We start from the raw sequence: 26712 nt of genomic DNA, 5'->3' as shown, positions 1-26712 counted from the left end.
CCAGCAAATGCTGGCATTTTTTATAATTTTGCGCTGATTAAACGCGATCTTTAACTTTTTCTTTCAGTTCTGTTTTTTCTGCATCAGAAATGAAAGCAAGCTCAAGGCCATTGATTTGCGCTTGGCGAATCTGCTCTTGGCTCAGGCCGGCTGCTGGCGCCGCCACTTCGTATTCGTAAGGTAGCTCAATACCTTCTACCGCTGGGTCATCCGTATTTAGACACGCTAGAACGCCGTGGTCTAGGAACTGTTTCAGTGGGTGATTTGCTAGAGAATCGACCGTACTGGTTTGGAAGTTCGAAGTCAGGCACGATTCGATACCGATACGGTTTTCCGCTAGGTAATCCATCAGTTTTGGATCGTGAATCGCTTTCACACCGTGGCCGATGCGCGTTGCACCTAGCTCTTGAATGGCTTGCCACATGCTTTCAGCGCCCGCTGCTTCACCAGCGTGAACTGTCACGTTTAGGCCTGCATCACGCACTTGTTTGAAGTGAGAGACAAAGCGATCGCCCGGTTGGCCAAGCTCATCACCTGCAAGGTCTACTGCTACGATGTGGTCTTTCTGGCTTAGAATTGCATCCAGTTCTTGCTGACATGCATCTGTGCCAAATGTGCGGCTCATGATACCGATAAGGTTCGCTTTGATGCCAAAGTCTCGCATGCCTGCTTGTACGCCATCGACAACCGCTTCAACCACGCCAGCGACTGGCAGTTTGTGTTTCATCGCCATGTAGTATGGTGAGAAACGCAGTTCGGCGTAATCAATTTGTGCGTTTAGCGCATCTTCAACGTTTTCATAAGCAACGCGACGACAAGCGTCAAGATCGCCCAGTACTGCTACGCCCCAGTCAAGCTTAGAAAGGAAAGCAACAAGAGATGGTTCCGCTTCGACAATTTGAACGTGTGGAGTGAGAGACTCAATATCGTACGCTGGCAGAGCAATGCCAAATTTTTGGCCAAGCTCAAGGATAGTCTTAGTACGAATGTTACCGTCAAGGTGGCGGTGCAAATCAGTTAGAGGAAGATTCTTAGTTATCATTATGTCGATCCGGATAGTTATGAACTGGAACAGGGCCCAAACATTATCTGTGACAATACATGGGTAAGATTTGCAGTTAAGTATAAATAACAGTTAGGTAGATTGTCAGTAGAGGATGACTAGGAATTCAACGATTCTCGCTCTTTTCTACTTCATGTTAACCAAATGTGTTGGCCATTCATCCAGAGGAATTGGGCGACTGTAATAGAAACCTTGGACTTGATGGCAGCCCAGCGAACGCAACAGTTGCGCTTGCGTGCTGTCTTCTACACCTTCTGCCACGACATTGGTTTTTAATCCGGCGGTGATATTGATCACTGCGGCTACTACTGAGCTGTCGAGGTTCTCTTTGGTGAGCTGATTGATGAACGTGCGATCGATCTTCAAGCAAGTGAACGGCAGTGAATGCAGATAACCAAGGGAAGAGTAACCCGTACCAAAATCATCAATGGCAATGCCAATGCCCATATCACGCAACTTCGTCATGTTTTCCAGAGTCGTTGGTGCGCTATCAATAATGCGCGACTCGGTGATCTCTAACGTGAGGTTTTTTGCAGGCAGCTTGGTGACATCCAGCACTCGTGTCACGGTGTCGACAAATGCCGGGCAGGAGAGCTGATTGACCGAAATGTTCACGTGCAATTGGAAGTCTGACGGCCACTGTTTGTTCTCGATGGCTTTGTATGTGTCTCGGCACGCTTGCAGCAAGATTTGTTGGCCAATGGCTTTGATCATGCCGCTTTCCTCCGCGATTGGGATGAAATCTAATGGTGAGATCATACCGCTTTCGCTATTCCAGCGAGCTAGGGCTTCAGCGCCACATACGTTACCACTCGCGAGATCGATGATCGGCTGATAATGAGGCACAAATTCGCGCTTGTCGATGCCCGTTTGCATCTTCGTGAGCAGCTGAGTACGAAACTTCGATGCGCTCGCGAGTTCTGGGCTGTAGTAACAAATGCCCGTCAGTGGATCTTGCTTCGCGTAGCTCAGAGCAATGCTGGCATTGCGTAGCCAAAGCGGCATGTTCTCACCATGCTTGGTTTGCACAATCCCTAGTGAGATCTTCATCACCACGCTTTCACCTTCAACCATAAATGGTGCTGCGAACAGTTGTTGTAGGCGACGTTCTGTTAAACGGATTTCTTCGTCTTTATCCATATCTGGCATAAACAGAGCGAACTCATCACCACCAATTCGGGCCAGCATGGTGTTGTCTGGGAATTGCTGCTTCAGCCTTTCTGCGATGCTAACCAACAGCTGATCACCATTGTGGTGTCCCACGCTGTCGTTGATATCTCTAAATTTGTTGATCCCCAATAAGAACAAACTACCGTGACACAAATTGGGTTTGTTTTCGCAGATTTCGATTAATCCTTGGCGGCTGTAGAGTCGAGTTAATGAGTCATACACCAGCTGATCGCGCAGCGCCTTAAATGAGGCTTTGAGGTTGCTGGCCATTTCATTAAAGGCTTTTGCGAGCACGGTCGTTTCGTACACACGGCCAGGTTGGGGCATTGAGCTATCCCAATCGCCATTTGCTAGGTGTTGAGCCGCGTCGGCAGTAGCGTTGATTGGTCGAGTCACGCGTTCGAAGATGACCCAACTAAAGCCGATACCAAACAAGCTGACGACGATACCAACAATCCAGCTTTTCTCTTGGCTTTTCGGTAAGAGGCCAAGTAAATCAGATTCCGAGATAGAAGTGCCGATGAACCAAGTTAGACCGTTTGGATCGTAGTAGGGCGTGATGCGGCTAAAAATACGTTGGCCGCTGTGGTCAAACTCAAACGTGTACGGTTGGTCTGTATGGTACAAGTCAAAACCACGCACGCGGGAGGCGCTGATTTTGATGATCGGGTCTGCGCTTTCAGAGGCGAACAAGCGTTGGCCTTTATCCGAAAACTTGGTGCCCCAAGACACCACGCTGCCAGGGCCAGAATGTGCCACTAATCGGTGTTCTTGGTCCATGATAAAGACCGATGCTTTGGTGTTCTTCTTGATGACGCGTAGAAACTCGTTGAAGGTATTGATACGAATATCCGTCACCAATACGCCCGCAAATTCTTGGTGTTCGTACACCGGTGTCATAGCAGATAAGGTGATGTCTTGGCGCTCATCCGCATTGGTGTAGATTTTTGACCACATCGGTTTTTCGTCTTTGGCGACAGGTTGATACCAAGGACGAGTTCTTGGGTCGTAAGGCGTGATGACAGTACGAATATCGTTACTGACATGATCTGTGCCGTAGATGATTAACTTACCATCGGTGTATTTATCTTGAACCATCAAGGTGTAATCGTCGGAGATCTCGCGACGAAAACCCGCGAAATCGCCAGTTTCCGAACCAAAAGCAATCACGTCCAGCTGCGGAATAGAACGGTATAGGTTCTGAAACGCGCTCAATAAGTAGGCTTGGACATCTCGCGTATCATGGGGATGGTACAGGTTGTGATAACTCACGTTATGAGCAAGCGTCATCACCGCCGTAAACGGCTTTCGCAGATAACTATTGAGGTGGTCGTAGACACTTTCGGTCAACACCGACAGCTGTTTATCGCTGATGTCGGTCACCACCTCTTCATAGCTTTGTTTTTGGACGTAGACAATCACACCGATAGCCAGTAAGAAAATCATCACAAAAGGGATGAGTACAGCAGTACGTAGTGTAATTTGAGTCTTTGCAGTAGACATTGCCTAGTCACATTAGGGATGGTTCACCTTAATTGTACTGACATTTCTGTTAATATCGAGCGCTAAGCACTCTCATTGTTAACTCACTGCTTAAGTGACGGTCAGTACAACTCTTTTAACTTTCTGGTTAGCGTATTGCGTCCCCAGCCTAATACTTTAGCGGCATCTTGCTTGTGACCTTTAGTGTGCTCCAATGCAGCTTCTAATAAAATGCGCTCAAATTCTGGTAATGCGAAAGAAAGTAGTTCTTTATCCCCCGCAGCGAGCGATTGACGTGCCCAGTCCGCCAATTGTTCTTGCCAGCTGCCTTTGGTTGAATCCGAAACGGTCTTCTTCTCTTCCAAAAGCTCTGAAGGCAAATCGTTCGGTAATACTTCACTGCCGCTCGCCATCACCGTTAACCAGCGACAAATGTTTTCTAGCTGACGTACGTTGCCCGGCCAATTGAGTCGATTGAGAATTTCGACCGTCGACGGGTGCAAGGTTTTGGTTTCCACTCCAAGCTCATCTGCGGCGCGTACCAGAAAGTGTTGTGTGAGTTTTTCAATGTCTTGTTTGCGTTCACGAAGCGCAGGAATTTGTACGCGAATGACGTTCAAGCGATGGAACAAGTCTTCACGAAAATCGCCTTGGTGTACCAGTTTTTCGAGGTTTTGGTGCGTGGCGGCGACAATACGCACATCGACACGAATCGGAGAGTGACCACCAACACGGTAGAACTGGCCATCCGCCAACACGCGCAGCAAACGAGTTTGGATATCCAGCGGCATGTCCCCGATTTCGTCCAAAAAGAGCGTGCCTCCGTTGGCTTGCTCGAAGCGGCCTTGACGAACACTGTTCGCGCCCGTAAATGCGCCTTTTTCGTGACCGAACAACTCAGACTCAATCAAGTCTTTTGGAATCGCGGCCATATTGAGAGCGATAAAAGGTTTGTTGGCGCGAGGGCTATGGCGGTGAAGGGCATGAGCAACCAGCTCTTTACCTGTACCGGACTCCCCGTTGATCAAAACGGAAATCGACGAGCGAGAAAGGCGGCCAATAGCGCGGAACACTTCCTGCATTGCTGGCGCTTCACCGATGATCTCTGGCGTGTCGGCCGGGGCATCTTCTGAAGACAATTGCTCGCGTTTGTTTTCATGGCTGTGGGCAATCGCACGTTCGACCAGCGTTAAGGTTTCATCGATATCAAACGGTTTTGGCAGATACTCGAAAGCGCCTTTTTGATAGGCGTTAACGGCGGCATCTAAGTCGGAATGCGCGGTCATGATGATCACGGGCAAATCAGGGTAATCACGTTGCACTTGCTTGAGCAGTTCTAATCCGTCGATACCGGGCATGCGAATATCAGACACCAGTACGTCTGGCACTTCGCGCTCAAGCGCCATCAAAACGCTTTCCCCATCGGCATAGGTTTCGCATTTTATGTTGGCTGAGGAGAGTGTTTTCTCCATAACCCAGCGAATTGAACTGTCGTCATCGACGACCCAAACATATCCTTTACTCATGTACTAATCCTTGCAGCAAAAACCGTAAATTGGCGCTCAACGAAATCCATTCGTGAGGTCAAATCGGCAAATAAATTGTAAAAGTGGTGTGGCCAGGCCAGCTTTCAACGTCGATTTTTCCGTTGTGCTGGTCGATCAAATTTTGTGAGATGGACAACCCAAGTCCGGTGCCGCCTTCGCGCCCGCTGACCATGGGATAAAACAAGGTGTCCTGTAATTCTGGTGGAATGCCCGGCCCGTTATCAGTGATCTCGACGCGCGCCGCTAATTTGCAGCGTTTGCCATGAATATTGGCTTGATGCACCGTTCTGGTGCGAATGGTGATGTTGCCGTGCTCTTGATGAGCAAGAATTTGTGCCGCGTTGCTGACGATGTTCAGCATCGCTTGTTCTATTTGATCTGCATCCATCAAAATCTCGGGCAAGCTCGGGTCGTAGTCACGTTCGATGATGATCGAGTTTTGAGATTCTAACTCGACCAATTGGCGTACTTTCTCCAGAATTTGGTGCAGATTTTCTTGTGTCTTTTTGCCCGGTTTCTGTGGGCCAAGTAGGCGGTCGACTAACGCTCTTAATCGATCGGCTTGTTCGATAATGATGTGGGTGTATTCGGTTAACGATGGGTCGGGCAACATTTTTTCCAGCAGCTGCGCCGCACCGCGTAATCCGCCAAGTGGATTTTTGATCTCATGAGCTAAACCGCGCACGAGCAGTTTGGCGGCTTGTTGCTGTGCGTGTTGGTTGAGCTCTTGAGTGAGGCGTCGTTGTTGATCTATCTTGCGCATTTCAACCAACAGCATGAGCTGTCGTTGCCAAGTGATTGGACTTACTGTGACTTCCAGCATTAGCGGACGCCCATCGACGACAAACGTCACGTCACTGTCGGTAATGCTTTGGCCGCTTTGCAGTGGCTGAGTCAGTAAGGCCAAATCCAACGATGCATGCTGAATCAGTTGAGAAAGCGATTGTTCGACAATGCGCTTAGCGCTTTGCGAAAACAACAGCTCAGCGGCTGGATTGGCATAGCGGATGGCCAATCCATCATCAAGAATCAGCGTTGCTGTGACCATGTTGTTGAGTATGGCACTAGGGAGACTGGTATCCACATTACGTCCTTGTTTGCGTTGAGATTGTGCAATGCACAATAATGGTGCAATAGAACGTTAAGTATGGCGAAGAAAGCTCAGAAGAAAAAGTAAAAAGCCTCATTGTGATGCGACTTTTTTACTCCGATTTTCTATTTTGCCCCTTTTACAGTCGGCTTAACGCTTGCTCTATGTAAATGCACCGTTATAGGGCTAGTAGATGCAATAAGCTTGCCGCTTCGTTTAGCATGAACCGCGATAGTATGTGTGCCGCGATCGATGTTGTTTAATTGCCAAGTGAGCTGCGTTTGAGGTGCGCCATAAGGTTTCCCATCGAAGAACAGTTGCAGTTGTTCACCAATGCCCAGCTTACGATTGGCTTCCAGCTGGATATTGATCAAGCCACGATTACTACGAATGGTTTCATTGTGTTGAGGTGTGAGCATCGCCAGCTGCAAAGGTTGAGGCTTATCCGTTTTCTTTTCGGGTTCTTCTTCTGGCTCGGGGGCTGCTTTGGCTTGTGGCGCAAGTGATTCCGTGCTCTCGACTTCTGGTGCTGGTGCACTGGCTTCAAGATTGGGCAATGCGATGGTCTTCGCGCCTTGGTTTGGGGTGTCACTGAAGTGCACTACGCCGTTTTCGTCTACCCAAGTATAAGCGACCTGAGCCGAGGCTACAGAGGCCAGTAGCGTGCCGCTGAGTATACATAGCGATGGAATAAGCTGAACTTTCATGGCTCACCTTCTTTTGATCGATGATTTCACGTTTCAATGGCTTAGGCCTTTGACCTACAAGGTAAAAATAGCCCAAGCGTATTTTTATTATCCCCTCATGTTAAACGGCGAATCTTGACTGACGAATACAAAAAAGGCCCGCCTGCGAGGCGAGCCTAATATTTTGTTACTGTGTTTACATTTTACACAGTTTGAACCTTATACAGAGTAGTAAAGTTCGAACTCAAGTGGGTGAGTTGCCATGTTGATGCGCTCAACGTCTTTTGACTTAAGTGCGATGTAAGAATCGATAAAGTCGTCAGAGAATACGCCGCCCGCTGTTAAGAACTCACGGTCTTCGTTTAGTGCATTTAGAGCCACTTCTAGAGACTCAGCCACTTTAGGAATCTCAGCTGCTTCTTCTGCTGGTAGATCGTAAAGGTCTTTGTCCATCGCTTCGCCTGGGTGGATCTTGTTCTTGATACCGTCAAGACCAGCCATCAGTAGACAAGCAAACGCTAGGTATGGGTTTGCTGCTGGATCTGGGAAGCGAGCTTCGATACGACGTGCTTTCGGGCTTGGTACCACTGGGATACGGATAGAAGCTGAACGGTTACGTGCAGAGTAAGCAAGCATAACTGGTGCTTCAAATCCAGGTACAAGACGCTTGTACGAGTTTGTTGATGGGTTAGCAAACGCGTTGATTGCACGAGCGTGTTTGATGATACCGCCGATGTAGTAAAGCGCTGTTTCAGATAGACCGCCGTACTTGTCGCCAGCAAACAGGTTAACACCGTCTTTTGCTAGAGATTGGTGAACGTGCATGCCAGAGCCGTTGTCGCCAACGAGTGGTTTAGGCATGAATGTCGCTGTTTTACCAAATGCGTGAGCAACGTTATGTACTACGTATTTGTAAATTTGGATTTCGTCAGCTTTCGTTGTTAGCGTATTAAAACGAGTTGCGATTTCGTTTTGACCCGCAGTCGCTACTTCGTGGTGGTGCGCTTCAACAACTAGGCCCATTTCTTCCATGATTAGACACATTGCAGAGCGGATGTCTTGAGAAGAGTCAACAGGAGCTACTGGGAAGTAACCGCCTTTAACGCCTGGACGGTGGCCTTTGTTACCGCCTTCGATGTCGCTGCCTGTGTTCCATGCTGCTTCGATGTCGTCAATCTTGAAGAAAGAACCTGACATGTCGTTAGAGAACTTCACGTCATCGAATAGGAAGAATTCTGGCTCAGGACCAACAAGCACTGTATCTGCGATACCTGTTGAGCGCATGTAGTCTTCAGCGCGTTTTGCGATAGAGCGTGGGTCACGGTCGTAACCTTGCATTGTTGCAGGTTCTAGGATGTCACAACGGATGTTTAGCGTTGCATCTTCCGTGAATGGGTCAAGCACAGCTGAAGATGCGTCTGGCATCATTACCATGTCTGACTCGTTGATGCCTTTCCAGCCAGCAACTGATGAACCATCGAACATTTTACCTTCTTCGAAGAAGTCTGCATCGATTTGGTGAGCAGGAATCGAAATGTGCTGCTCTTTACCTTTTGTATCAGTGAAGCGTAGGTCAACAAACTTTACTTCGTTTTCTTGGATCAGCGATAGAACGTTTTCTACTGACATCTTGGATAACCTCCAGTGTTAATAAGCGGTAAAAGCTCGACTTATGAAATATTCATGAACCCGGCATTGATTAATCTTTTTGACTTTTCATTAATCGATGCTGTGTTTACTAAAGCCAAAACCGTGCCAAAAAAAATATTCCATTAATTTCAATGAATTGTGTTTTTAGATGCTAGTTTGGTGCAAATGCTTGCACCAAAATGATCTACGATTGCACTAAAGTGGTGCGCATTAAGATTGTTGCACCACAATGTGACAGCAGCATTGCTTATTCAGCCCAGTTTTTGAGCAAGAGTCAATTTGTATTGTGCAACGATTAGAATAAAGTTGTGTTTTATCAATTCGTTCAGCGGAAGAAAGTGGGCATTAAGCGTAAAATTCACAGAAATGCTCGGGAGTAGATCACATATTTCTAGGCTTTTTGCTAAAATCTGGTACATTATGGCCGTTTTTTTAATCAGCAAATGTCACCAGAGAGCACCCGTTCTCAGCGTGGGGGCATTTCATCTATCTAAGTGAATCAATATCCATGGCTACTCCACAGATTGATAAATTAAGAAATATCGCGATTATCGCGCACGTTGACCACGGTAAAACAACGTTGGTTGACAAGCTGCTACAACAATCAGGCACGCTAGAGTCTCGCGGTGAAGCTGAAGAGCGAGTCATGGACTCGAACGACATCGAGAAAGAGCGCGGTATTACAATCCTTGCTAAAAACACAGCAATTAACTGGAACGATTACCGTATCAACATCGTAGATACTCCGGGACACGCGGACTTCGGTGGTGAAGTAGAACGTATCATGTCGATGGTAGACTCTGTACTACTTATCGTTGACGCGGTTGACGGCCCAATGCCACAAACGCGCTTCGTAACGCAAAAAGCATTTGCGCACGGTCTTAAGCCAATCGTTGTAATCAACAAGATTGACCGCCCAGGCGCTCGTCCTGATTGGGTTATGGACCAAGTGTTCGACCTATTCGACAACCTAGGTGCAACTGATGACCAACTAGACTTTAAAGTGGTTTACGCATCAGCACTTAACGGTTGGGCTTCTCTAGAAGAAGGCGAAACTGGCGAGAACATGGAACCACTATTCCAAACTATCGTTGACGTTGTTGACGCACCAAATGTTGACCTTGATGGTCCACTACAGATGCAAGTTTCTCAGCTAGACTACAGCTCTTACGTTGGTGTTATCGGTGTTGCTCGTGTAACTCGTGGTAGCGTTAAAGCAAACCAACAAGTAACCATCATTGGTGCTGACGGTAAAACTCGTAACGGTAAAGTTGGCACAGTAATGGGCTACCTAGGCCTAGAGCGTCACGAAGTTGAGCAAGCTAACGCAGGTGATATCATTGCGATCACTGGTCTTGGCGAGCTAAAAATCTCTGACACTATCTGTGCACAAAACGCAGTAGAAGCACTACCTGCACTGTCTGTTGATGAACCAACAGTAACGATGACGTTCCAAGTAAACACGTCTCCATTCGCTGGTAAAGAAGGTAAATTCGTAACTTCACGTAACATCCTTGAGCGTCTAGAGAAAGAACTGGTACACAACGTTGCACTACGCGTTGAGCAAACAGACGATCCAGACAAATTCCGCGTTTCAGGCCGTGGTGAACTTCATCTATCTATCCTGATCGAAAACATGCGTCGTGAAGGCTTCGAGCTTGCAGTATCTCGTCCAGAAGTAATCATCAAAGAAGAAGATGGTCAGCTAATGGAACCGTTCGAAACCGTAACTATCGACGTTATGGAAGAGCACCAAGGCGGTATCATGGAGAACATCGGCCTACGTAAAGGTGAGCTAAAAGATATGGCTCCAGACGGAAAAGGCCGTGTACGTATGGACTTCATCATGCCATCTCGTGGTCTGATCGGTTTCCAAACGGAATTCATGACACTAACTTCTGGTTCTGGTCTTCTTTACCATACGTTCGATCATTACGGCCCTCACAAAGGCGGTAACATCGGTCAACGTGTTAACGGTGTACTTATCGCGAACGCAGCTGGTAAAGCACTAACGAACGCACTGTTCAACCTTCAAGAGCGTGGTCGTCTATTCATCGGTCACGGTGTAGAAGTTTACGAAGGCATGGTTATCGGTATTCACAGCCGCGACAATGACCTAACAGTAAACGCACTGAAAGGTAAGCAGCTAACCAACGTTCGTGCATCTGGTACAGATGACGCACAGGTACTTACTCCGCCAATCGTTATGACTCTAGAACAAGCTCTAGAATTCATCGATGACGACGAACTAGTAGAAGTAACTCCTGAAAGCATCCGTATCCGTAAGAAATTCCTAACGGAAAGCGACCGTAAGCGTGCTTCACGTTCAGCAAAATAATTTGCTGTAGCGGATTAGCTTAAATACAAGCCCCCGAGTTAAGCTCGGGGCTTGTTGTTTTTAGGGAGATAACATGAAGCCGATTGTGATTACCGGTGGTCCCGGAGCGGGCAAAACAACGTTACTCAACGCATTAGGTAAACAAGGCTACGCCACGTTTGCTGAAGGCTCACGCTCGTTGATAGAGCAGCAAAGTGCATTGGACAATGGCATTTTGCCGTGGACCAATCTGCCTGAGTTTGCCAAATTGTGTCTGAATCTAATGAGTGAGCAAAAGCGTGAGGCGTTGAATACTAACGTGGCTTTTGTAGATCGCGCGATTCCAGATATTGTTGCTTATCTACAAGTCGGTGGTTGTCACGTTGACCAAGCTTTCTTAACTGAAAGTGCTGGGTACCATAGTCAGGTGCTTACTTGTCGACCTGAAGCGTCCATTTACGTACAAGATGAAGTGCGTCCGCACAGCTTTGAAGAAGCGCTGAAAATCCATCAAACCCTAATCAATACTTATGTTGAGCTCGGATATCAAGTGGTGGAAGTGCCATGGGGCTGTGTTGAAGATCGCGTGGGTTTTGTTCGAAGAGTAATAGGCTTAGTCGGCGAGGTAGCAGACTAAAACCTCCTCGCGAGGAGGAGGCCTGAATGATTTACTTTTGATTAAGCTTTTGCAGGAACTTATCCGATTCAGCGATCGCTTCGTTCATTTGTTTGATGGCAAATTGAATGTCTTTCTCTAAGCTAGAGAACTCGCCTTGCAAAGAACCAATCGCACTCGCGTTGAGGTTATGTTTTAGATACAGCGTATTATCACGCAGTGTGTTCAGCACTGGCGTCATCTTTTTCTCTGCACGCTTCATTGCGCTGAGCATGGTTTTGTAAGAGGCTTTGGTTTCACGCAGTTTTTGTTCGCTTGAGCGGCGCAGTTTCGCACTGGTGTACAAGTCTAACTCGCCTTGCCATTCTTCAAACAGGGCATCAGAGACATCTTCGATTGCAGCAATACGGTCACGCACATCTTGAGCGGCTTTTTCGCTGTCTTCGTATTTGTCATTGATGTTGTTGTAGACGCTTTCTAGCTCACCACCATCAAAGTTGGTCAGTGCCGAAAGGGCTTCTAGCGCACTGGTAAATTCTTCTTGTGCATCTTGTTGAGACTCTTTGGCGTCTTCCACGCGGTCAACCATAATGTCGCGTTTGTGGTATCCCACTTGCTCCATTGCTGAATAATATGCGGATTGACATCCTGTCAAAGTGAAAATTGATAGTACAATTGCTAATAAATAAGGCATTCTTATGTCCTCGACGCTAATTTATGGGATGAACTATGAACCAGTTATCAGAGAGTTACAAGGCGAGATTGAGCAATCTACTGCCAAGTTGCGTCGCGTTTTTTAAGTATCTTCTTAAGCGTTTGACGCATGATCGCGTTAATGTAAATGCTGGCTACCTTGCCTATATTACCTTGCTATCCATCGTGCCAATGTTAACGGTACTGTTATCAATATTGTCGAAGTTCCCTGTTTTCGCGAACGTTGGCGAAGTGTTGCAAGGCTACATCATCGAAAACTTTGTACCGGCATCTGGTGAGGCGGTGCACACTGCACTGCAAGAGTTTGTGGCGAACACTGGCAAAATGAGTGCCGTCGGTGGTGGCTTCTTGTTTATTGCTGCGCTGATGCTGATCTCCAACATCGATAAAAATCTAAACTACATCTGGCGAGTCAAAGACAAGCGCCGTTTGGTGTTCTCATTTTCGATGTATTGGATGGTATTAACGCTGGGACCGATTTTAGTCGGTGCGAGTATTGCAGCAACGTCTTATGTCACGTCGTTACAAATCTTAGAAAATGAAACGCTGTCTGGCGCCTTCAATTTGTTCTTACGCTGGTTGCCGCTCTTGCTGTCATTTTTTGCATTTTTAGGTTTGTACATTCTGGTGCCAAACAAAAAAGTGCATTTAGCGCATGGTGCTGTAGGCGCCGCCGTTGCGGCGATACTGTTTGAATTAAGTAAGAAAGGCTTTGCCCTCTATATCACTCAGTTCCCGTCTTACCAGCTGATTTATGGCGCTTTAGCCGCAATTCCTATCTTGTTTGTCTGGGTTTACTTGTGCTGGATGATCGTCTTGCTGGGGGCAGAAGTCACCGCAGCATTGGGTGAGCAAGAGCACTGGAGTGAAGATCTAGACATGATACACTCGTCGGCTGAATCTCAGTTAGCAAATGAAGGAAGCGAGAGTAGTGATAGCGCTAATTCAACGAGTCAGTGAAGCGGCCGTTCGTGTAGACGGTGAAGTGGTTGGGGAAATCGATACAGGTCTTCTTGTCCTACTTGGTGTTGAGAAGGACGACGATGAAGCCAAAGCAAAACGTTTGATGGAACGTGTGACCACCTACCGAGTCTTTGAAGACGATGAAGGAAAAATGAACCTCAACGTCAAACAAGTGAACGGTAAGGTTTTGGTGGTGTCTCAATTTACGTTACCGGCAGATACCAAGAAAGGCACACGTGCAGGCTTTTCTCGTGGTGCTCATCCAGCCGACGCTGAACGTCTGTATGACTACTTTTCTGACTTGTGTGAGCAGGAATTGCCAACCGAGCGTGGTCGCTTCGCGGCCGATATGAAAGTGTCATTAATTAATGACGGCCCAGTGACTTTTTGGCTACAGGTCTAATCTGGCGTGGATACACCCATGGTCTAAGCTATATACCCAAGTGATTTGATTTTACTTGGGTATTTTCTCCCCAAGATTCTTACTGATTTGCACTTTCAAAGGATTGATATGTTCAAACTCATAACTCCAACAACCGAAAATCAGCTTAACAAGTACTATCAATTTCGTTGGCAAATGCTTCGAGAGCCATGGCGCATGCCAGTAGGCTCTGAACGGGATGAATATGATGTGGTGAGCCATCACCGCATGATTGTGGATAGCCGTGGCCGTCCAATGGCGATCGGACGTTTGTACATTACTCCGGATAACGATGGCCAAATCCGCTATATGGCGGTGAAAGGCAATCGTCGCAGCAAAGGCATGGGCTCACTGGTGTTGGTCGCGTTGGAATCGCTTGCGCGCCAAGAAGGTGCGAAACGTTTGGTATGTAATGCTCGTGAAGACGCGATTGCGTTTTATGAAAAAAACGGTTTTGAACGTCGTGGAGAGTTGACCGATGAACGCGGTCCGGTCCGTCACCAACAAATGGTGAAGCCGCTTGATCCGATGGCGAATGTGTTACGTCGCCCAGAATGGTGTACGGAATTGCAGCAGCGCTGGGAAGCGCAGATCCCAATTGCGGACAAAATGGGCATCAAAATCAACCAATACACCGGTTATCAGTTCGAATGCAGTGCCCAGCTCAATCCGAATTTGAACCCGCACAATACGATGTTTGCTGGTTCGGCATTTACGTTGGCAACGCTGACGGGATGGGGAATGACGTGGTTACTGCTCAAAGAGCGCGGTTTGCATGGCGATATTGTTCTGGCAGACAGCTCGATTCGTTATCGTCATCCGGTGGAGCAAAATCCGGTGGCGAGTACCTCGCTTGATGGTATCAGTGGTGATTTGGACCGCTTGGCGTCAGGGCGCAAGGCGCGCATTGTCATCCATGTGGTGATTTACAGCGGCGATACGCCTGCGGTTGATTTCGTTGGCACGTACATGCTGTTGCCCAACTATTCGCAGCTACTCAGTTGCTAGTTCTTCTTCGGCTACGACCTCGTTCGTAGCCGGCTCTAACTCTTCTGTTATCTCCTCAACCAGCTCTTCTTCCGGTTGCTCTAGATTCGCCTCTGCAATGCCATGAAAGCTCGGTTCCTCCGGCTGAGCATCGTTCGTTGGTACGTTCGGCGTTAAGTGGTCTGGCTGTTGTGGTGAGTCGCAGTCATTACGTGATATTTCACCATCGAGCAGATCGCCTATGATTATGCCGCAGTGATCCTTGAGCTGGAATGTCAAACCGCTGAGTGGGTTGTTGGCCATGTCAAACTCGCCGCCAATCTGACCGGATATGACATTGCCGGAGATGGTTACAGGCTTGAGTGATACAGCGCCCCGCTGCGCGTGCACTCGAATAGGGGAAAACGTGATGCTCTTAAGCGACTTATCGGCTTGTGAGCGTAGTGTCGTTTCTCGTAGGTTTGCTTCCACTTGCCCCGTTAAGCTGTACGCCAACATGTTGTTGTCACCAGATAGACCTTGCAGGTCGAGATTGAGGTCAGAAAATCCATCTACCGCGAATGCATCTGGCAGGTATGGGTGGAGCAGTTTGAGTGGAATGCCATCCGCACTCAGATTAAGCGCCCAAGGTTGGCTTGACGTACTTAGATCAAGTTGACCAAAGCCTTCAATGTAGCCTTGTTCTAGCGGGGCAAACAGACGAGAGAGTTGCCACAACCCTTGCTCACTTTGTGTCGAAATCGCAGCATGAGAAGACAGAACTTGGTCGTAGCTCGCATTTACGACACTCGCGTCGAGACTGCCATGCCATACGCCCCAAAAACGGTGTTGGCGCTTTAACTTTAGCGCTTTTCCTTCGACGTTTAAGCCAGAGAGTTGCCAGAATGGTTCGTGCGCTAATTGGATTATCTGACTACGTTCAATATCAAGTTCTTGGATATCCACTTCTTGTAACGCGCTGGTGGCAGCCTTCCACCAATCCTTGTTGTCATCAGACTGGATAGCCCATTTCAATCCTTGAACAGAAGCCGTGTCGAGTTGCCAGTGCGTCGGTTTGAATTGACCAGATACCTGTACGCGGCCTTGCTGCCAATCTAGGCTCAGTTCTTGGAGCTGGATATTCTCGGGCGTGAAAATGGCGTTCAAGCGTGGCTCTATTGCGGTTTGCTCTTGGAAACGAACACTGTCAGCTTGTAAAGACACTTTGGCAGTGGCATTCCATAGAGATGCAGGCAGTGAGGCATCTTCAACGGACAGTTCAAGGTTTTGCCAGTGCCATTCCCCCCATTCAATATCGGCGTTAAGCAAGTCGAGGCTATTAATGTGGTTAATGGTGAACGGCAATTCTTGCCACGGTTTAGAGAGTAAAGATTGTCGCTGTGCATTGGTGATTGCCAACTTATCAATCGTGACATTGACCAAAGACCAGCCTTGTGGATATTGCTCACCTTGCCCTGAGATTTGGCTATTGCGCCATTTAAAAGACGTGCCATAGAGGGTGCTGTTTTGGGCTTGATAATCCACATCAACCAGCACTTTTTGCATCGCCTCACCGTGCCAATACATTTGCTCTGCAGAGGCCTGAATGGCGCCGTAAGGCCATAATTGTTGAGCGTTTAGCCAAGTAGGATCTTGGATTTGGATACTCAATCCAGTTACGGAAAAGCGCGGACCCGCGTAATCAATATTTTTCAGCGCAATCTGGTGGAACTGGATCGACTCTAAGTTAGGCCGTGTCGGTATGCCTTTTTTTAGACTCACCCCATCGATTAGCAAGCTATCGATAATCCATTTCCCATCTCGTCGTATGTCAGGGTTCAGCCACACGTCGACTTGTTCAATATAAGGCAGTTGAGCGTCTTGGGAGCGAACGTTTTGCAGCGAAAGGTGGTAAGGGAAGTCGTAATGAACGCGCTCCGCTTGGATCGGTAAGCCAAGGTAGGGTGAAACCCATTGCCATGTAGAATTGGCGTATGAGGTGGTTAACAGCGCAATAATGGTCGCCGGAAAGGCAATCAATACCACCAGTAAGAGAATTAGAATTCGACGCGCTGTTTTCATCCCTGCCAGAACCTGTAAGTGAAGTGTCGGAAAACTGATGAGGTCAGTTATACAAATAACCCAGTTAGGCTTTAGCTTGTATCAATCTGGTGTGGGATTCAATAAAAAGCCCCTCAAAAGAGGGGCTTGAAGAGCATTTTTGTAACTAAGTCACTGTTGTCATCAAATCACAGGTCACTCAGTTTTGCTTCGGTATTAGTCCAGTTGAGGACCTGCCGCAACCAATGCTTTACCTTCCGCGTTGTCTGTGTACTTATCAAAGTTATTGATAAAGCGCTCAGCCAAGTCTTTCGCTTTGCTTTCCCATTGTAGTGGGTCAACGTACGTGTCACGAGGGTCAAGGATGCTTGGATCCACACCTGGTAGTGAAGTAGGTACTTCAAGGTTGAAGATTGGAATGTGCTTAGTTGGCGCATCTTCAATCGAGCCATCTAGGATCGCATCAATGATGCCGCGTGTATCTTGGATAGAGATACGTTTACCTGTGCCGTTCCAGCCGGTGTTCACTAGGTATGCTTCTGCACCTGCGGCTTCCATACGTTTTACCAGTACTTCCGCGTATTTAGTTGGGTGAAGCGTTAGGAACGCTGCGCCAAAACATGCAGAGAATGTTGGTGTTGGCTCAGTAATGCCTCGCTCTGTGCCAGCCAATTTTGCAGTAAAGCCAGATAGGAAGTGGTATTTGGTTTGCTCTGGAGTCAACTTAGACACTGGCGGTAGCACGCCAAATGCGTCTGCCGATAGGAAGATCACTTTGTTTGCGTGACCGCCTTTTGATACTGGCTTAACGATGTTTTCGATGTGGTAGATAGGGTAAGAAACACGTGTGTTTTCTGTCTTAGAACCGTCATCAAAATCGATAGAGCCGTCGCTACGAACCGTTACGTTTTCTAGCAGCGCATCGCGGCGGATCGCGTTGTAGATGTCTGGCTCCGCTTCTTTCGATAGCTTGATGGTTTTTGCGTAACAACCGCCTTCGAAGTTGAAGACACCATCGTCATCCCAGCCGTGCTCATCATCACCAATTAGAGCGCGTTTAGGGTCGGTAGAGAGTGTTGTTTTACCTGTACCAGATAGGCCGAAGAATACTGCTACGTCGCCGTCTTTGCCCATGTTGGCACTACAGTGCATCGATGCGATGTCTTTCAGAGGAAGGAAGTAGTTCATCATCGCGAACATACCTTTCTTCATCTCGCCGCCGTACCACGTACCACCGATCAGTTGTGTACGCTCAGTAAGGTTGAAGACCGTGAAGTTTTCAGAGTTCAGACCTTGCTCTTCCCATTTCGGGTTGGTGCATTTCGCGCCGTTCATTACTACGAAGTCAGGTTCAAATGCTGCAAGTTCTTCTTCGGTAGGACGAATGAACATGTTTTTTACGAAGTGTGCTTGCCATGCTACTTCTGTTATCACACGAATGCTCAAGCGAGTATCTGGGTTAGCACCACAGTAACCGTCAACGACAAATAGGCGTTTGCCAGACAACTGGTTAGTCACCAACTCTTTTAGGTCGTTCCAGACTTCCTGAGTGATTGGTTTGTTGTCATTTTTTACGGTGTCAGAAGTCCACCACATGTGTTCTTCTGTCGTCGCATCTTTAACGATGTATTTATCTTTTGGTGAGCGACCAGTAAAGATGCCTGTATCAACAGCAACCGCACCTAATTCAGTAACCACACCGCGTTCGTAACCAGTTAGGTCAGCGCGCGTTTCTTCCTCAAACAGCAATTCGTAGCTTGGGTTGCGAACAACCTCTTTAACGTTATGCAGTCCGTGTTTGGTTAGATCAAGTGTTGCAGCCTTTGTATGTTCCATAACGGTCATAGGTGCTCCTTATAAGGATTTTTGTAGGGATTTTGTAAGAATGTTTTAATTTTTATCTGCTCACCATGCTAGCAACGGGGCGGGGAGAAAACAGGGAGATAGTTCAAAAATTGCCCATGATTTCACTAAGGTTTTAGGTAACCCGTCACATATTGGTGCGAATAGTTTATCGTGCGCGCAAACCTTTGCGCTAGGGCAAAACGATTATTAATTACTTAAAATTAAGCAGTTGTTTTATTACGTGGAAAGCCAGGTGTTACGGGGGGTAGATCACAAAAAGGCCAGCATAGTGCTGGCCTTTTGTGGGTAAATTACGTGCTTGATAAGCTATAAAAATTAATGCAGCGTTTTATTGCCGCCTGAAGCTTGCGTATACAGTTCGGTAACTTCTGTTTCATCGAATGTATATGTTGTGCCACAGTAATCACAGTGTAAAGAAACCGATCCTACTTCAGCTAAAATGTCGTAAATTTCAGCTTTCTCAACGGTAATGATTGCCGCGCCGCTGCGCTCACGTGAACAGCCACAGTGGAACGCTACTGGTTGAGGTTCGTACACACGTACTTTGTCTTGGTTGTATAGACGGTATAGTAGATCGTTCGCTTCTAGGCCAAACAGTTCTTCGTCTTTTACGGTGTTAGTCAGTTGCTCTAGGTGCTCGAAGTCATCTGGAGAACCAGTGCCATCAGGAATAACCTGAATAAGCATACCCGCCGCGTGCGGTTTACCTTCGAATTCGCCAGTGCGGATCCAAAGACGCGTTTTTAGCTGCTCAGAGTTAGCGAAGTAACCTTCTAACACTTCCGTCAGGTTTTCACCTTCTAGACCAACCACACCTTGGTAGCGCTCGCCTTTTTTCGGCTCGATAGTGATAACTAGGTAACCTTTACCCATCATTTCGTGCAGGCTAGCGTCATCAGCGATGTCACCTTCCCAGCGCGCTACACCACGAACTTGTTGGTTGTGGTCGCCATTGATTACTGCAAGAGAAACAGGGCCGTCACCTTGAAGTTGGATTGTGATTGAGCCTTCGAATTTAAGAGTTGCAGTCAAAAGAGTCGTTGAAACGAGTAGCTCACCCAACAGTTTTTGTACTGCTGCCGGATATTCCTTGCTGGAGATAATACGTTGGTACGCTTCATCCAATTGTACCAACTCGCCACGCACTGAAAGATCTTCGAATAGGTAGCGGTTTAAAACATTATTTGCCATGGAGTGCTTTCCTCGTCGGTAATTCCGGCTTTTATTGGTGTTTGAACTTAATGATGTCTCGGCGCTGCTTTTTATCTGGGCGGCGTTCCGGACTAGGGTTGTGGGCGTTAAGTTTGCGTTGTGTCGCGTGTTCCTCACGTTTCGCTATACTTTCATTAGTTTCACGATACAGGGTCTGTGCGACAGGGGCGCCTCGTCGTTGATCAGAAATCTTTTCGATAATCACGGTTTTTTCTTCGTTGCCTTGACGAAGTCTGATCTCAGCGCCCAACTCAACGATTTTACTCGGCTTGCTTCGTTGGCCATTATAGTGGACTTTACCACCATCGACCATATTACGAGCGATAGAGCGGGTTTTATAAAATCTTGCGGCCCATAGCCATTTATCTAGCCTAACGGCTTCATTTAGGGAACTCATAGAACACTACGCTATCTAATCACTGCCCGAATGTGGCAATGAGTGCTGGATTATTCACCTACAGATGGAGTCAAGGCGTATTTTTTTCAAGGGAGTTGGCAAAAACTGCATAAGAAAAAGGTATGAAAAGGAAGTTGTGATATAGTTCACTGCTCTTTGTTGAGTAATAATTTTATTGCAAATTTAGCAATTTAGAGTCGATAGTTATATTTTTATAGCCCAATTGACTAACGTTAGAATAAAGGAATCAATTCAGTGAAGCGTTTAGAGCTAAGTGCAGGATTATCAAGCAGACCGCTACTGGCTCAGATCAAGTCCAACCACCACGCAATTCAAGCGAAGCTCAGTTTGCTACTTACTTGCCTATTTATTGCGATAACTGGGTGGATACTCGGTAAAGTGGTGTGGTTAGCAATCCCTCAAACGTCTGATGTGCCAAAATGGAGGCCGTCGGCGGGTAACGTTATTGCCAGCAATAAATCGAATACGATTGATTTCAATGCCCTTCAAAGCGCCAACTTATTTGGCAAATACACCGAACAAAAGCCTGTGGTCGTTGAGCAACCTGTTGTGAAAGACGCCCCAAAAACACGCCTGAATCTTACCCTTGTTGGCGCCGTTGCTAGCAGCAATCCTCAAACCAGCTTAGCGGTGATCGCTAACCGTGGTAAGCAAGCGACCTACGGAATTAGCGAAGAAATTGAAGGTACGCGTGCCACACTAAAAGCGGTGTTGGTCGATCGCGTGATCATCGATAACGAAGGCCGAGATGAAACTCTAATGCTGGAAGGCGTTGAGTATAAAAAATTGTCAGAATCGCCGCAGGCTACTCGAGTGCAAGCTGCTCAGAAAGAACCTGCGTCAGACGTGAGTGACAAACTAGAGCAAATCCGAGAGGAGATTGCGAAAGATCCACAGAGTGTCTTTAAATACATTACCATTTCTCCAGTGAAAAAAGACGACGCCATTATTGGCTACCGAGTTTCTCCGGGTCGTGATGCGGCGTTATTTAATGATGTGGGTCTAGAACCTGGTGATATTGCGGTGCAACTTAATGGGATCGATTTAAGTGATCCATCTTCTTCAGTACAACTGATGCAAGTGATGAGCGATCCGCAAGAACTGAATTTGACTGTTGAGCGAGATGGTCAGCAGTACGACATCTATATCCAATTGTAATACTTAGGCAACCAGCGTAAGTTCAGGGAGACATACGTGAAACATTGGTTTAGCAAAAGTGCTTGGTTACTGGCAGGGAGTCTACTCTGCGTTCCAGGCGCGATGGCAAATGAATTTAGTGCGAGTTTCAAAGGCACTGACATTCAAGAATTCATCAACATTGTTGGTCGTAACTTAGAAAAGACCATCATCGTTGACCCTTCGGTGCGCGGTAAAATCGACGTTCGCAGCTACGACGTGTTAAACGAAGAGCAATATTACAGCTTCTTCCTTAACGTGTTGGAAGTGTACGGCTATGCAGTCGTAGAAATGGACAACGGCGTACTCAAAGTCATCAAAGCAAAAGACTCTAAGACCTCTGCAATCCCTGTTATGGGTGATGGTAGCGCAAAAGGCGATAGCGTCATCACTCGCGTAGTTGCTGTGCGAAATGTCTCTGTTCGTGAATTGTCACCGCTATTGCGCCAGCTGATTGATAATGCCGGTGCGGGTAATGTGGTTCATTACGATCCAGCTAACATCATCCTGATCACCGGTCGTGCAGCGGTAGTAAACCGTCTAGCAGAAATCATCAAACGCGTTGACCAAGCTGGTGACAAAGAGATCGAGCTAGTAGAGCTTCGCAATGCCTCGGCTGCTGAAATGGTTCGTATCGTAGAAGCCCTGAACAAAACGACCAACCAAAAGAGTACGCCTGAGTTTCTTGAGCCAAAAATCGTCGCGGATGAGCGTACGAACTCGATTCTGATTTCTGGCGATCCGAAAGTACGTGCACGCCTGAAACGTTTGATTCGTCAACTTGACGTAGAAATGGCAACGAAAGGTAACAACCGAGTGGTTTACCTTAAGTATGCAAAAGCAGAAGACCTAGTTGATGTACTGAAAGGTGTCTCTGACAACCTGCAAGCCGAAAAACAAGCGGGTCAAAAAGGTGCATCCAGTGCACAACGCGGTGAAGTCGTGATTGCGGCTCATGAAGCAACCAACTCACTTGTTCTGACTGCGCCGCCAGATATCATGATGGCTTTGCAAGACGTAATTTCTCAATTAGATATTCGCCGTGCTCAGGTTCTGATTGAAGCCTTGATTGTTGAAATGGCCGAAGGTGATGGTATTAACCTAGGCGTTCAGTGGGGGTCACTAGAAACGGGTGCTGTGATCCAGTACGGCAACACAGGTGCGCCAATCGGCCAAGTCATGGTTGGTTTGGAAGAAGCGAAAGACGTTACCAAAACGGAAAGCTACTGGAATAGTGACACGAACAAGTGGGAAAACCGTCAGTACACTGAAGAAGGTGACTACTCAACACTTGCATCTGCTCTTGGCGGCGTAAATGGTGCCGCAATGAGCATCGTGATGGGTGACTGGACGGCGCTAATTAGTGCGGTTGCTTCGGATTCCAACTCAAACATCCTGTCTTCTCCAAGTATCACTGTGATGGATAACGGCGAAGCCTCATTCATCGTGGGTGAAGAAGTGCCTGTTATTACTGGCTCGACTGCTGGTTCAAACAACGACAACCCATTCCAAACCGTTGATCGTAAAGAAGTAGGTATCAAGCTCAAAGTTGTACCACAGATCAACGAAGGTGATTCTGTTCAGCTAAATATTGAACAAGAAGTCTCTAACGTATTGGGTGCCAATGGTGCCGTTGACGTTCGTTTCGCGAAGCGCCAACTTAACACATCCGTGATGATCCAAGATGGTCAGATGCTGGTGTTAGGTGGTTTGGTTGATGAACGTGCACTAGAAAGTGAATCGAAAGTGCCACTGCTTGGTGATATTCCAGTATTGGGTCACTTGTTCAAATCAACCAGCACGCAAACCGAAAAACGTAACTTGATGGTCTTCATTAAGCCGACCATCATCCGTGATGGTATGACTGCAGATGGTATCACTCAGCGCAAATACAACTTTATTCGTGCAGAGCAGCTTTACAAAGCTGACCAAGGCTTGAAATTGATGCCAGATGAGAAGATCCCTGTGATCCCAGCATTTGGCCAAGATCGTAAGCATCCTGCTGAAATTCAAGCGTTTATCGATCAAATGGAAAAGAACTAATGGTAGATATGTTAGACACTGCGCCAAGTATGCGTCGTCTGCCATTCAGTTTTGCCAATCGCTTTAAACTGGTTTTGGAGACTGAGCATCCAGAGCGTCCTCCAATTCTTTACTACGTGGAGCCGCTAAATCCTGCGGCTCTGGTTGAAGTACGTCGTGTGCTTAAGCGCAGCTTCGTGCCTCAAGCCATCGATAAAGAATCCTTCGATAAAAAGCTGACTGAAGCGTATCAACGTGATTCATCAGAAGCTCGTCAATTGATGGAAGATATCGGTGCCGACAGTGATGATTTCTTCTCGTTGGCAGAAGAGCTACCGCATGATGAGGACTTGTTAGAGTCGGAAGACGATGCGCCAATCATCAAATTGATTAATGCCATGTTGGGTGAAGCGATCAAAGAAGGTGCGTCCGATATCCATATCGAAACGTTTGAAAAGACGCTTTCTATCCGCTTCCGTGTCGACGGCGTTCTGCGTGAAGTCTTGACGCCGAGTCGTAAGCTTGCACCGTTATTGGTGTCGCGTGTGAAGGTTATGGCGAAGCTCGATATTGCTGAAAAGCGTGTGCCTCAAGATGGTCGTATCTCACTACGTATTGGTGGCCGAGCGGTCGACGTGCGTGTTTCTACCATGCCATCCTCTCACGGTGAACGAGTGGTAATGCGTCTGTTAGATAAAAACGCAACGCGCCTTGACCTGCACAGTTTGGGCATGACTCCTTCGGTACACGACAACTTCCGTCACCTCATTGGTCGCCCACACGGTATCATCTTGGTGACCGGCCCTACGGGTTCTGGTAAATCGACCACTTTGTACGCCGGCTTGCAAGAAATCAACAGCAACGAGCGCAACATTCTGACGGTGGAAGACCCAATCGAATTTGATATCGATGGCATTGGCCAGACTCAAGTTAACCCGAAAGTCGACATGACATTTGCGCGTGGTCTACGTGCGATCTTACGTCAGGACCCGGATGTGGTGATGGTTGGTGAGATCCGTGACTTAGAAACCGCGCAAATTGCGGTGCAAGCGTCTTTGACTGGTCACCTGGTCATGTCGACGCTGCATACCAACACCGCTGTTGGTGCGATCACGCGTCTGCGTGATATGGGTATTGAACCATTTTTGATCTCCTCTTCACTGCTTGGTGTGCTAGCGCAGCGTCTGGTTCGTACGCTCTGTTCTGACTGTAAAGAACCTTACGAAGCGGACAGCGAACAGAAAAAATTGTTTGGCATAGCAGAAAGTGAATCGCTCATTCTACATCGCGCGAAAGGCTGTGAAGCGTGTAACCAAAAAGGTTATCGCGGACGTACCGGCATTCATGAATTAGTGCTTGTCGATGAAACGGTTCAAGAGCTGATCCACCGCGAAGCAGGTGAGCAAGAAGTGGAAAAAGCCGTTCGTAATCATACGCCAAGTATTCGTAGTGATGGTCTAAGCAAAGTACGTCGTGGTATTACGTCACTTGAAGAAGTGATGCGAGTGACGAAGGAAGCGTAATGGCAGCATTTGAATACAAAGCGCTGGATGCAAAAGGCAAACAAAAAAAAGGCACGATTGAAGGGGATAACGCTCGTCAAGTGCGCCAACGACTGAAAGAACAAGGAATGATCCCTGTTGAGGTCGTGGAAGCCAAAGCAAAGGCGGCTAAGTCTTCAGGCTCAGTGGGCTTCAAACGTGGTATCAAAACGGCTGAACTGGCTCTGATCACGCGTCAATTATCCACACTTGTTCAATCAGGTATGCCTCTTGAAGAGTGTCTTCGAGCAGTTTCTGAACAAGCAGAAAAGCCACGAATTCGCACCATGATCGCTGCAGTTCGCTCCAAAGTCACCGAAGGTTACCCATTGGCAGATAGCCTAGGTGATTATCCACACGTCTTTGACGAACTGTTTCGCTCTATGGTCGCCGCGGGTGAAAAATCTGGACACCTTGATACGGTTTTAGAGCGCTTGGCGGAGTACGTCGAAAACCGTCAGAAAATGCGTTCTAAGCTGTTGCAAGCGATGATCTACCCTGTCGTATTAGTGGTGTTTGCGGTGGCGATTGTCTCGTTCTTGTTGGCGACCGTGGTACCCAAAATCATCGAGCCGATCATTCAAATGGGGCAAGAGTTGCCACAGTCAACGCAATTTTTGCTGGCGGCTAGTGAGTTCGTCCAAGAGTGGGGGCTGATTATCTTTGCCGTGCTAGTAGTTTGTTTTTATGGCTTAAAACTGGCATTGCAAAAACCAGATTTTCGCTTGTCTTGGGACAGAAAAATCATCAGCTTGCCGCTCGTCGGTAAGATTTCTAAAGGTCTCAATACTGCTCGTTTCGCTCGTACCTTGTCGATTTGTACTTCAAGTGCGATCCCAATTCTTGAAGGGATGCGAGTGGCGGTTGATGTGATGTCGAACCGTTACGTAAAGCAGCAAGTGTTGATTGCTGCAGACAACGTCCGTGAAGGGGCAAGCTTGCGTAAAGCTCTGGATCAAACCCGTCTATTCCCACCGATGATGCTGCATATGATCGCTAGTGGTGAGCAGAGTGGTGAGTTAGAAAGCATGCTGACGCGTGCGGCGGACAACCAAGACCAAAACTTTGAATCTACGGTCAATATTGCGTTGGGAGTGTTCACTCCTGCCTTGATCGCATTAATGGCTGGATTGGTGTTATTCATTGTCATGGCGACCTTGATGCCGATGCTAGAAATGAATAACTTGATGAGCGGATAATATTCGAATTAAGGCGTGTCTAAATTAAGACGTGGCTTGAATCTAACTTTCGGAGAAAAAAATGAAATTTAAGCGTAGTAAGCAACACGGTTTCACACTGTTAGAAGTGATGGTAGTTGTTGTTATCTTGGGTATTTTGGCAAGTTTTGTTGTTCCAAACTTGCTAGGCAACAAAGAAAAGGCAGACCAACAAAAAGCGATCACTGACATTGTGGCGTTAGAGAACGCGTTGGATATGTACAAGCTAGACAACAGCGTGTACCCAACGACAGACCAAGGTCTAGACGCATTGGTTACTAAGCCTTCTAACCCAGAACCGCGCAACTACCGTGATGGTGGTTACATCAAGCGTCTTCCAAATGACCCTTGGGGTAATGCATACCAATACCTAAGCCCTGGTGACAACGGCACGATTGATATCTTCACTTTAGGTGCGGATGGTCAAGAGGGCGGTGAAGGTCCAGCAGCGGATATTGGCAACTGGAACATGCAAGACTTCCAATAAAATGAGCGCAAGCCAGCACTAATGAAA

The 26712-nt window shown here is 47.4% G+C and carries 21 protein-coding genes; 10 read left to right on the top strand and 11 right to left on the bottom strand.

What is annotated here, in order from left to right:
* Window positions 1–37 precede the first annotated feature (37 nt).
* The 6 genes from add to glnA form a co-directional block, all read right to left on the bottom strand.
* A complete protein-coding gene (gene add / locus ACF8CV_RS21980; RefSeq protein WP_138938330.1) occupies window positions 38–1042 on the bottom strand; it encodes an adenosine deaminase in 1005 nt (334 codons plus the stop codon).
* A gap of 147 nt (window positions 1043–1189) precedes the next feature.
* Window positions 1190–3736, bottom strand: coding sequence for an EAL domain-containing protein (locus ACF8CV_RS21975; protein WP_138938331.1), 2547 nt, complete (start codon window positions 3734–3736; stop codon window positions 1190–1192).
* 101 nt (window positions 3737–3837) lie between these two features.
* A complete protein-coding gene (glnG, locus tag ACF8CV_RS21970) occupies window positions 3838–5241 on the bottom strand; it encodes a nitrogen regulation protein NR(I) (protein ID WP_005456831.1) in 1404 nt (467 codons plus the stop codon).
* Between the two features lie 58 nt (window positions 5242–5299).
* Window positions 5300–6379: a nitrogen regulation protein NR(II) gene (gene glnL, locus ACF8CV_RS21965; protein WP_031776386.1), complete on the bottom strand. Its 1080-nt coding sequence runs from the start codon at window positions 6377–6379 to the stop codon at window positions 5300–5302.
* A gap of 98 nt (window positions 6380–6477) precedes the next feature.
* A complete protein-coding gene (locus ACF8CV_RS21960) occupies window positions 6478–7059 on the bottom strand; it encodes a DUF4124 domain-containing protein (RefSeq protein WP_005456803.1) in 582 nt (193 codons plus the stop codon).
* 198 nt (window positions 7060–7257) lie between these two features.
* Complete coding sequence (glnA, locus tag ACF8CV_RS21955) at window positions 7258–8667, bottom strand: glutamate--ammonia ligase (RefSeq protein WP_005456818.1); 1410 nt, start codon at window positions 8665–8667, stop codon at window positions 7258–7260.
* A 529-nt stretch (window positions 8668–9196) separates the two neighbouring features.
* Between glnA and typA the strand changes: the two genes are divergently transcribed.
* On the top strand, window positions 9197–11026 hold the full coding sequence (typA, locus tag ACF8CV_RS21950; RefSeq protein ID WP_005456840.1) for a translational GTPase TypA: 1830 nt from the start codon (window positions 9197–9199) through the stop codon (window positions 11024–11026).
* A 73-nt stretch (window positions 11027–11099) separates the two neighbouring features.
* Complete coding sequence (locus ACF8CV_RS21945) at window positions 11100–11642, top strand: AAA family ATPase (RefSeq protein ID WP_045586517.1); 543 nt, start codon at window positions 11100–11102, stop codon at window positions 11640–11642.
* Between the two features lie 31 nt (window positions 11643–11673).
* Here the strand turns inward: ACF8CV_RS21945 and ACF8CV_RS21940 are convergent, their stop codons facing one another.
* The gene (locus tag ACF8CV_RS21940) at window positions 11674–12315 is read right to left on the bottom strand and encodes a DUF2959 domain-containing protein (protein WP_138938332.1); all 642 of its coding nucleotides are present in this window, start codon (window positions 12313–12315) and stop codon (window positions 11674–11676) included.
* Between the two features lie 35 nt (window positions 12316–12350).
* Between ACF8CV_RS21940 and ACF8CV_RS21935 the strand changes: the two genes are divergently transcribed.
* From ACF8CV_RS21935 to ACF8CV_RS21925, 3 genes are all read left to right on the top strand, one after another.
* Window positions 12351–13295 carry a virulence factor BrkB family protein gene (locus ACF8CV_RS21935; protein ID WP_005456793.1) on the top strand — a complete coding sequence of 315 codons (945 nt, stop codon included), beginning with the start codon at window positions 12351–12353 and terminating at the stop codon, window positions 13293–13295.
* Window positions 13267–13701: a D-aminoacyl-tRNA deacylase gene (dtd, locus tag ACF8CV_RS21930; RefSeq protein ID WP_005478645.1), complete on the top strand. Its 435-nt coding sequence runs from the start codon at window positions 13267–13269 to the stop codon at window positions 13699–13701. Before ACF8CV_RS21935 ends, dtd begins: the two co-directional genes overlap by 29 nt.
* 108 nt (window positions 13702–13809) lie before the next feature.
* The gene (locus tag ACF8CV_RS21925) at window positions 13810–14727 is read left to right on the top strand and encodes a bifunctional GNAT family N-acetyltransferase/hotdog fold thioesterase (protein ID WP_005456791.1); all 918 of its coding nucleotides are present in this window, start codon (window positions 13810–13812) and stop codon (window positions 14725–14727) included.
* Here ACF8CV_RS21925 and ACF8CV_RS21920 read toward each other — a convergent pair.
* The 4 genes from ACF8CV_RS21920 to hslR all read right to left on the bottom strand — a co-directional run bounded on the left by ACF8CV_RS21920 (window position 14713) and on the right by hslR (window position 20221).
* A complete protein-coding gene (locus tag ACF8CV_RS21920) occupies window positions 14713–16767 on the bottom strand; it encodes an AsmA family protein (RefSeq protein ID WP_138938333.1) in 2055 nt (684 codons plus the stop codon). The genes ACF8CV_RS21925 and ACF8CV_RS21920 overlap by 15 nt on opposite strands.
* Window positions 16768–16962: 195 nt before the next feature.
* A complete protein-coding gene (gene pckA / locus ACF8CV_RS21915) occupies window positions 16963–18591 on the bottom strand; it encodes a phosphoenolpyruvate carboxykinase (ATP) (protein ID WP_138938334.1) in 1629 nt (542 codons plus the stop codon).
* A gap of 336 nt (window positions 18592–18927) precedes the next feature.
* On the bottom strand, window positions 18928–19803 hold the full coding sequence (hslO, locus tag ACF8CV_RS21910; protein WP_005465326.1) for an Hsp33 family molecular chaperone HslO: 876 nt from the start codon (window positions 19801–19803) through the stop codon (window positions 18928–18930).
* A gap of 31 nt (window positions 19804–19834) precedes the next feature.
* Complete coding sequence (gene hslR / locus ACF8CV_RS21905) at window positions 19835–20221, bottom strand: ribosome-associated heat shock protein Hsp15 (protein ID WP_005465328.1); 387 nt, start codon at window positions 20219–20221, stop codon at window positions 19835–19837.
* 255 nt (window positions 20222–20476) lie between these two features.
* On the opposite strand from hslR, the gene gspC reads away from it, so the two are divergent.
* From gspC to gspG, 5 genes are all read left to right on the top strand, one after another.
* Complete coding sequence (gene gspC / locus ACF8CV_RS21900; RefSeq protein WP_005465330.1) at window positions 20477–21400, top strand: type II secretion system protein GspC; 924 nt, start codon at window positions 20477–20479, stop codon at window positions 21398–21400.
* A 36-nt stretch (window positions 21401–21436) separates the two neighbouring features.
* Window positions 21437–23461 (top strand): type II secretion system secretin GspD, encoded by a 2025-nt coding sequence (gene gspD, locus ACF8CV_RS21895; protein ID WP_005496714.1) that lies wholly within the window; start codon window positions 21437–21439, stop codon window positions 23459–23461.
* On the top strand, window positions 23461–24963 hold the full coding sequence (gene gspE, locus ACF8CV_RS21890; RefSeq protein ID WP_025525931.1) for a type II secretion system ATPase GspE: 1503 nt from the start codon (window positions 23461–23463) through the stop codon (window positions 24961–24963). The genes gspD and gspE overlap by 1 nt, the downstream gene beginning before the upstream one ends.
* A complete protein-coding gene (gene gspF / locus ACF8CV_RS21885) occupies window positions 24963–26180 on the top strand; it encodes a type II secretion system inner membrane protein GspF (RefSeq protein WP_005465194.1) in 1218 nt (405 codons plus the stop codon). The genes gspE and gspF overlap by 1 nt, the downstream gene beginning before the upstream one ends.
* Window positions 26181–26241: 61 nt before the next feature.
* Entirely contained in the window at window positions 26242–26685 is a 444-nt protein-coding gene (gene gspG, locus ACF8CV_RS21880; RefSeq protein WP_005465191.1) for a type II secretion system major pseudopilin GspG, read from the top strand.
* Window positions 26686–26712 lie beyond the last annotated feature (27 nt).

The organism is Vibrio sp. zbq_1 (genome assembly GCF_043102935.1).
Taxonomy (GTDB): domain Bacteria; phylum Pseudomonadota; class Gammaproteobacteria; order Enterobacterales; family Vibrionaceae; genus Vibrio; species Vibrio parahaemolyticus.
This window is presented reverse-complemented; position numbering and strand designations above follow the sequence as displayed.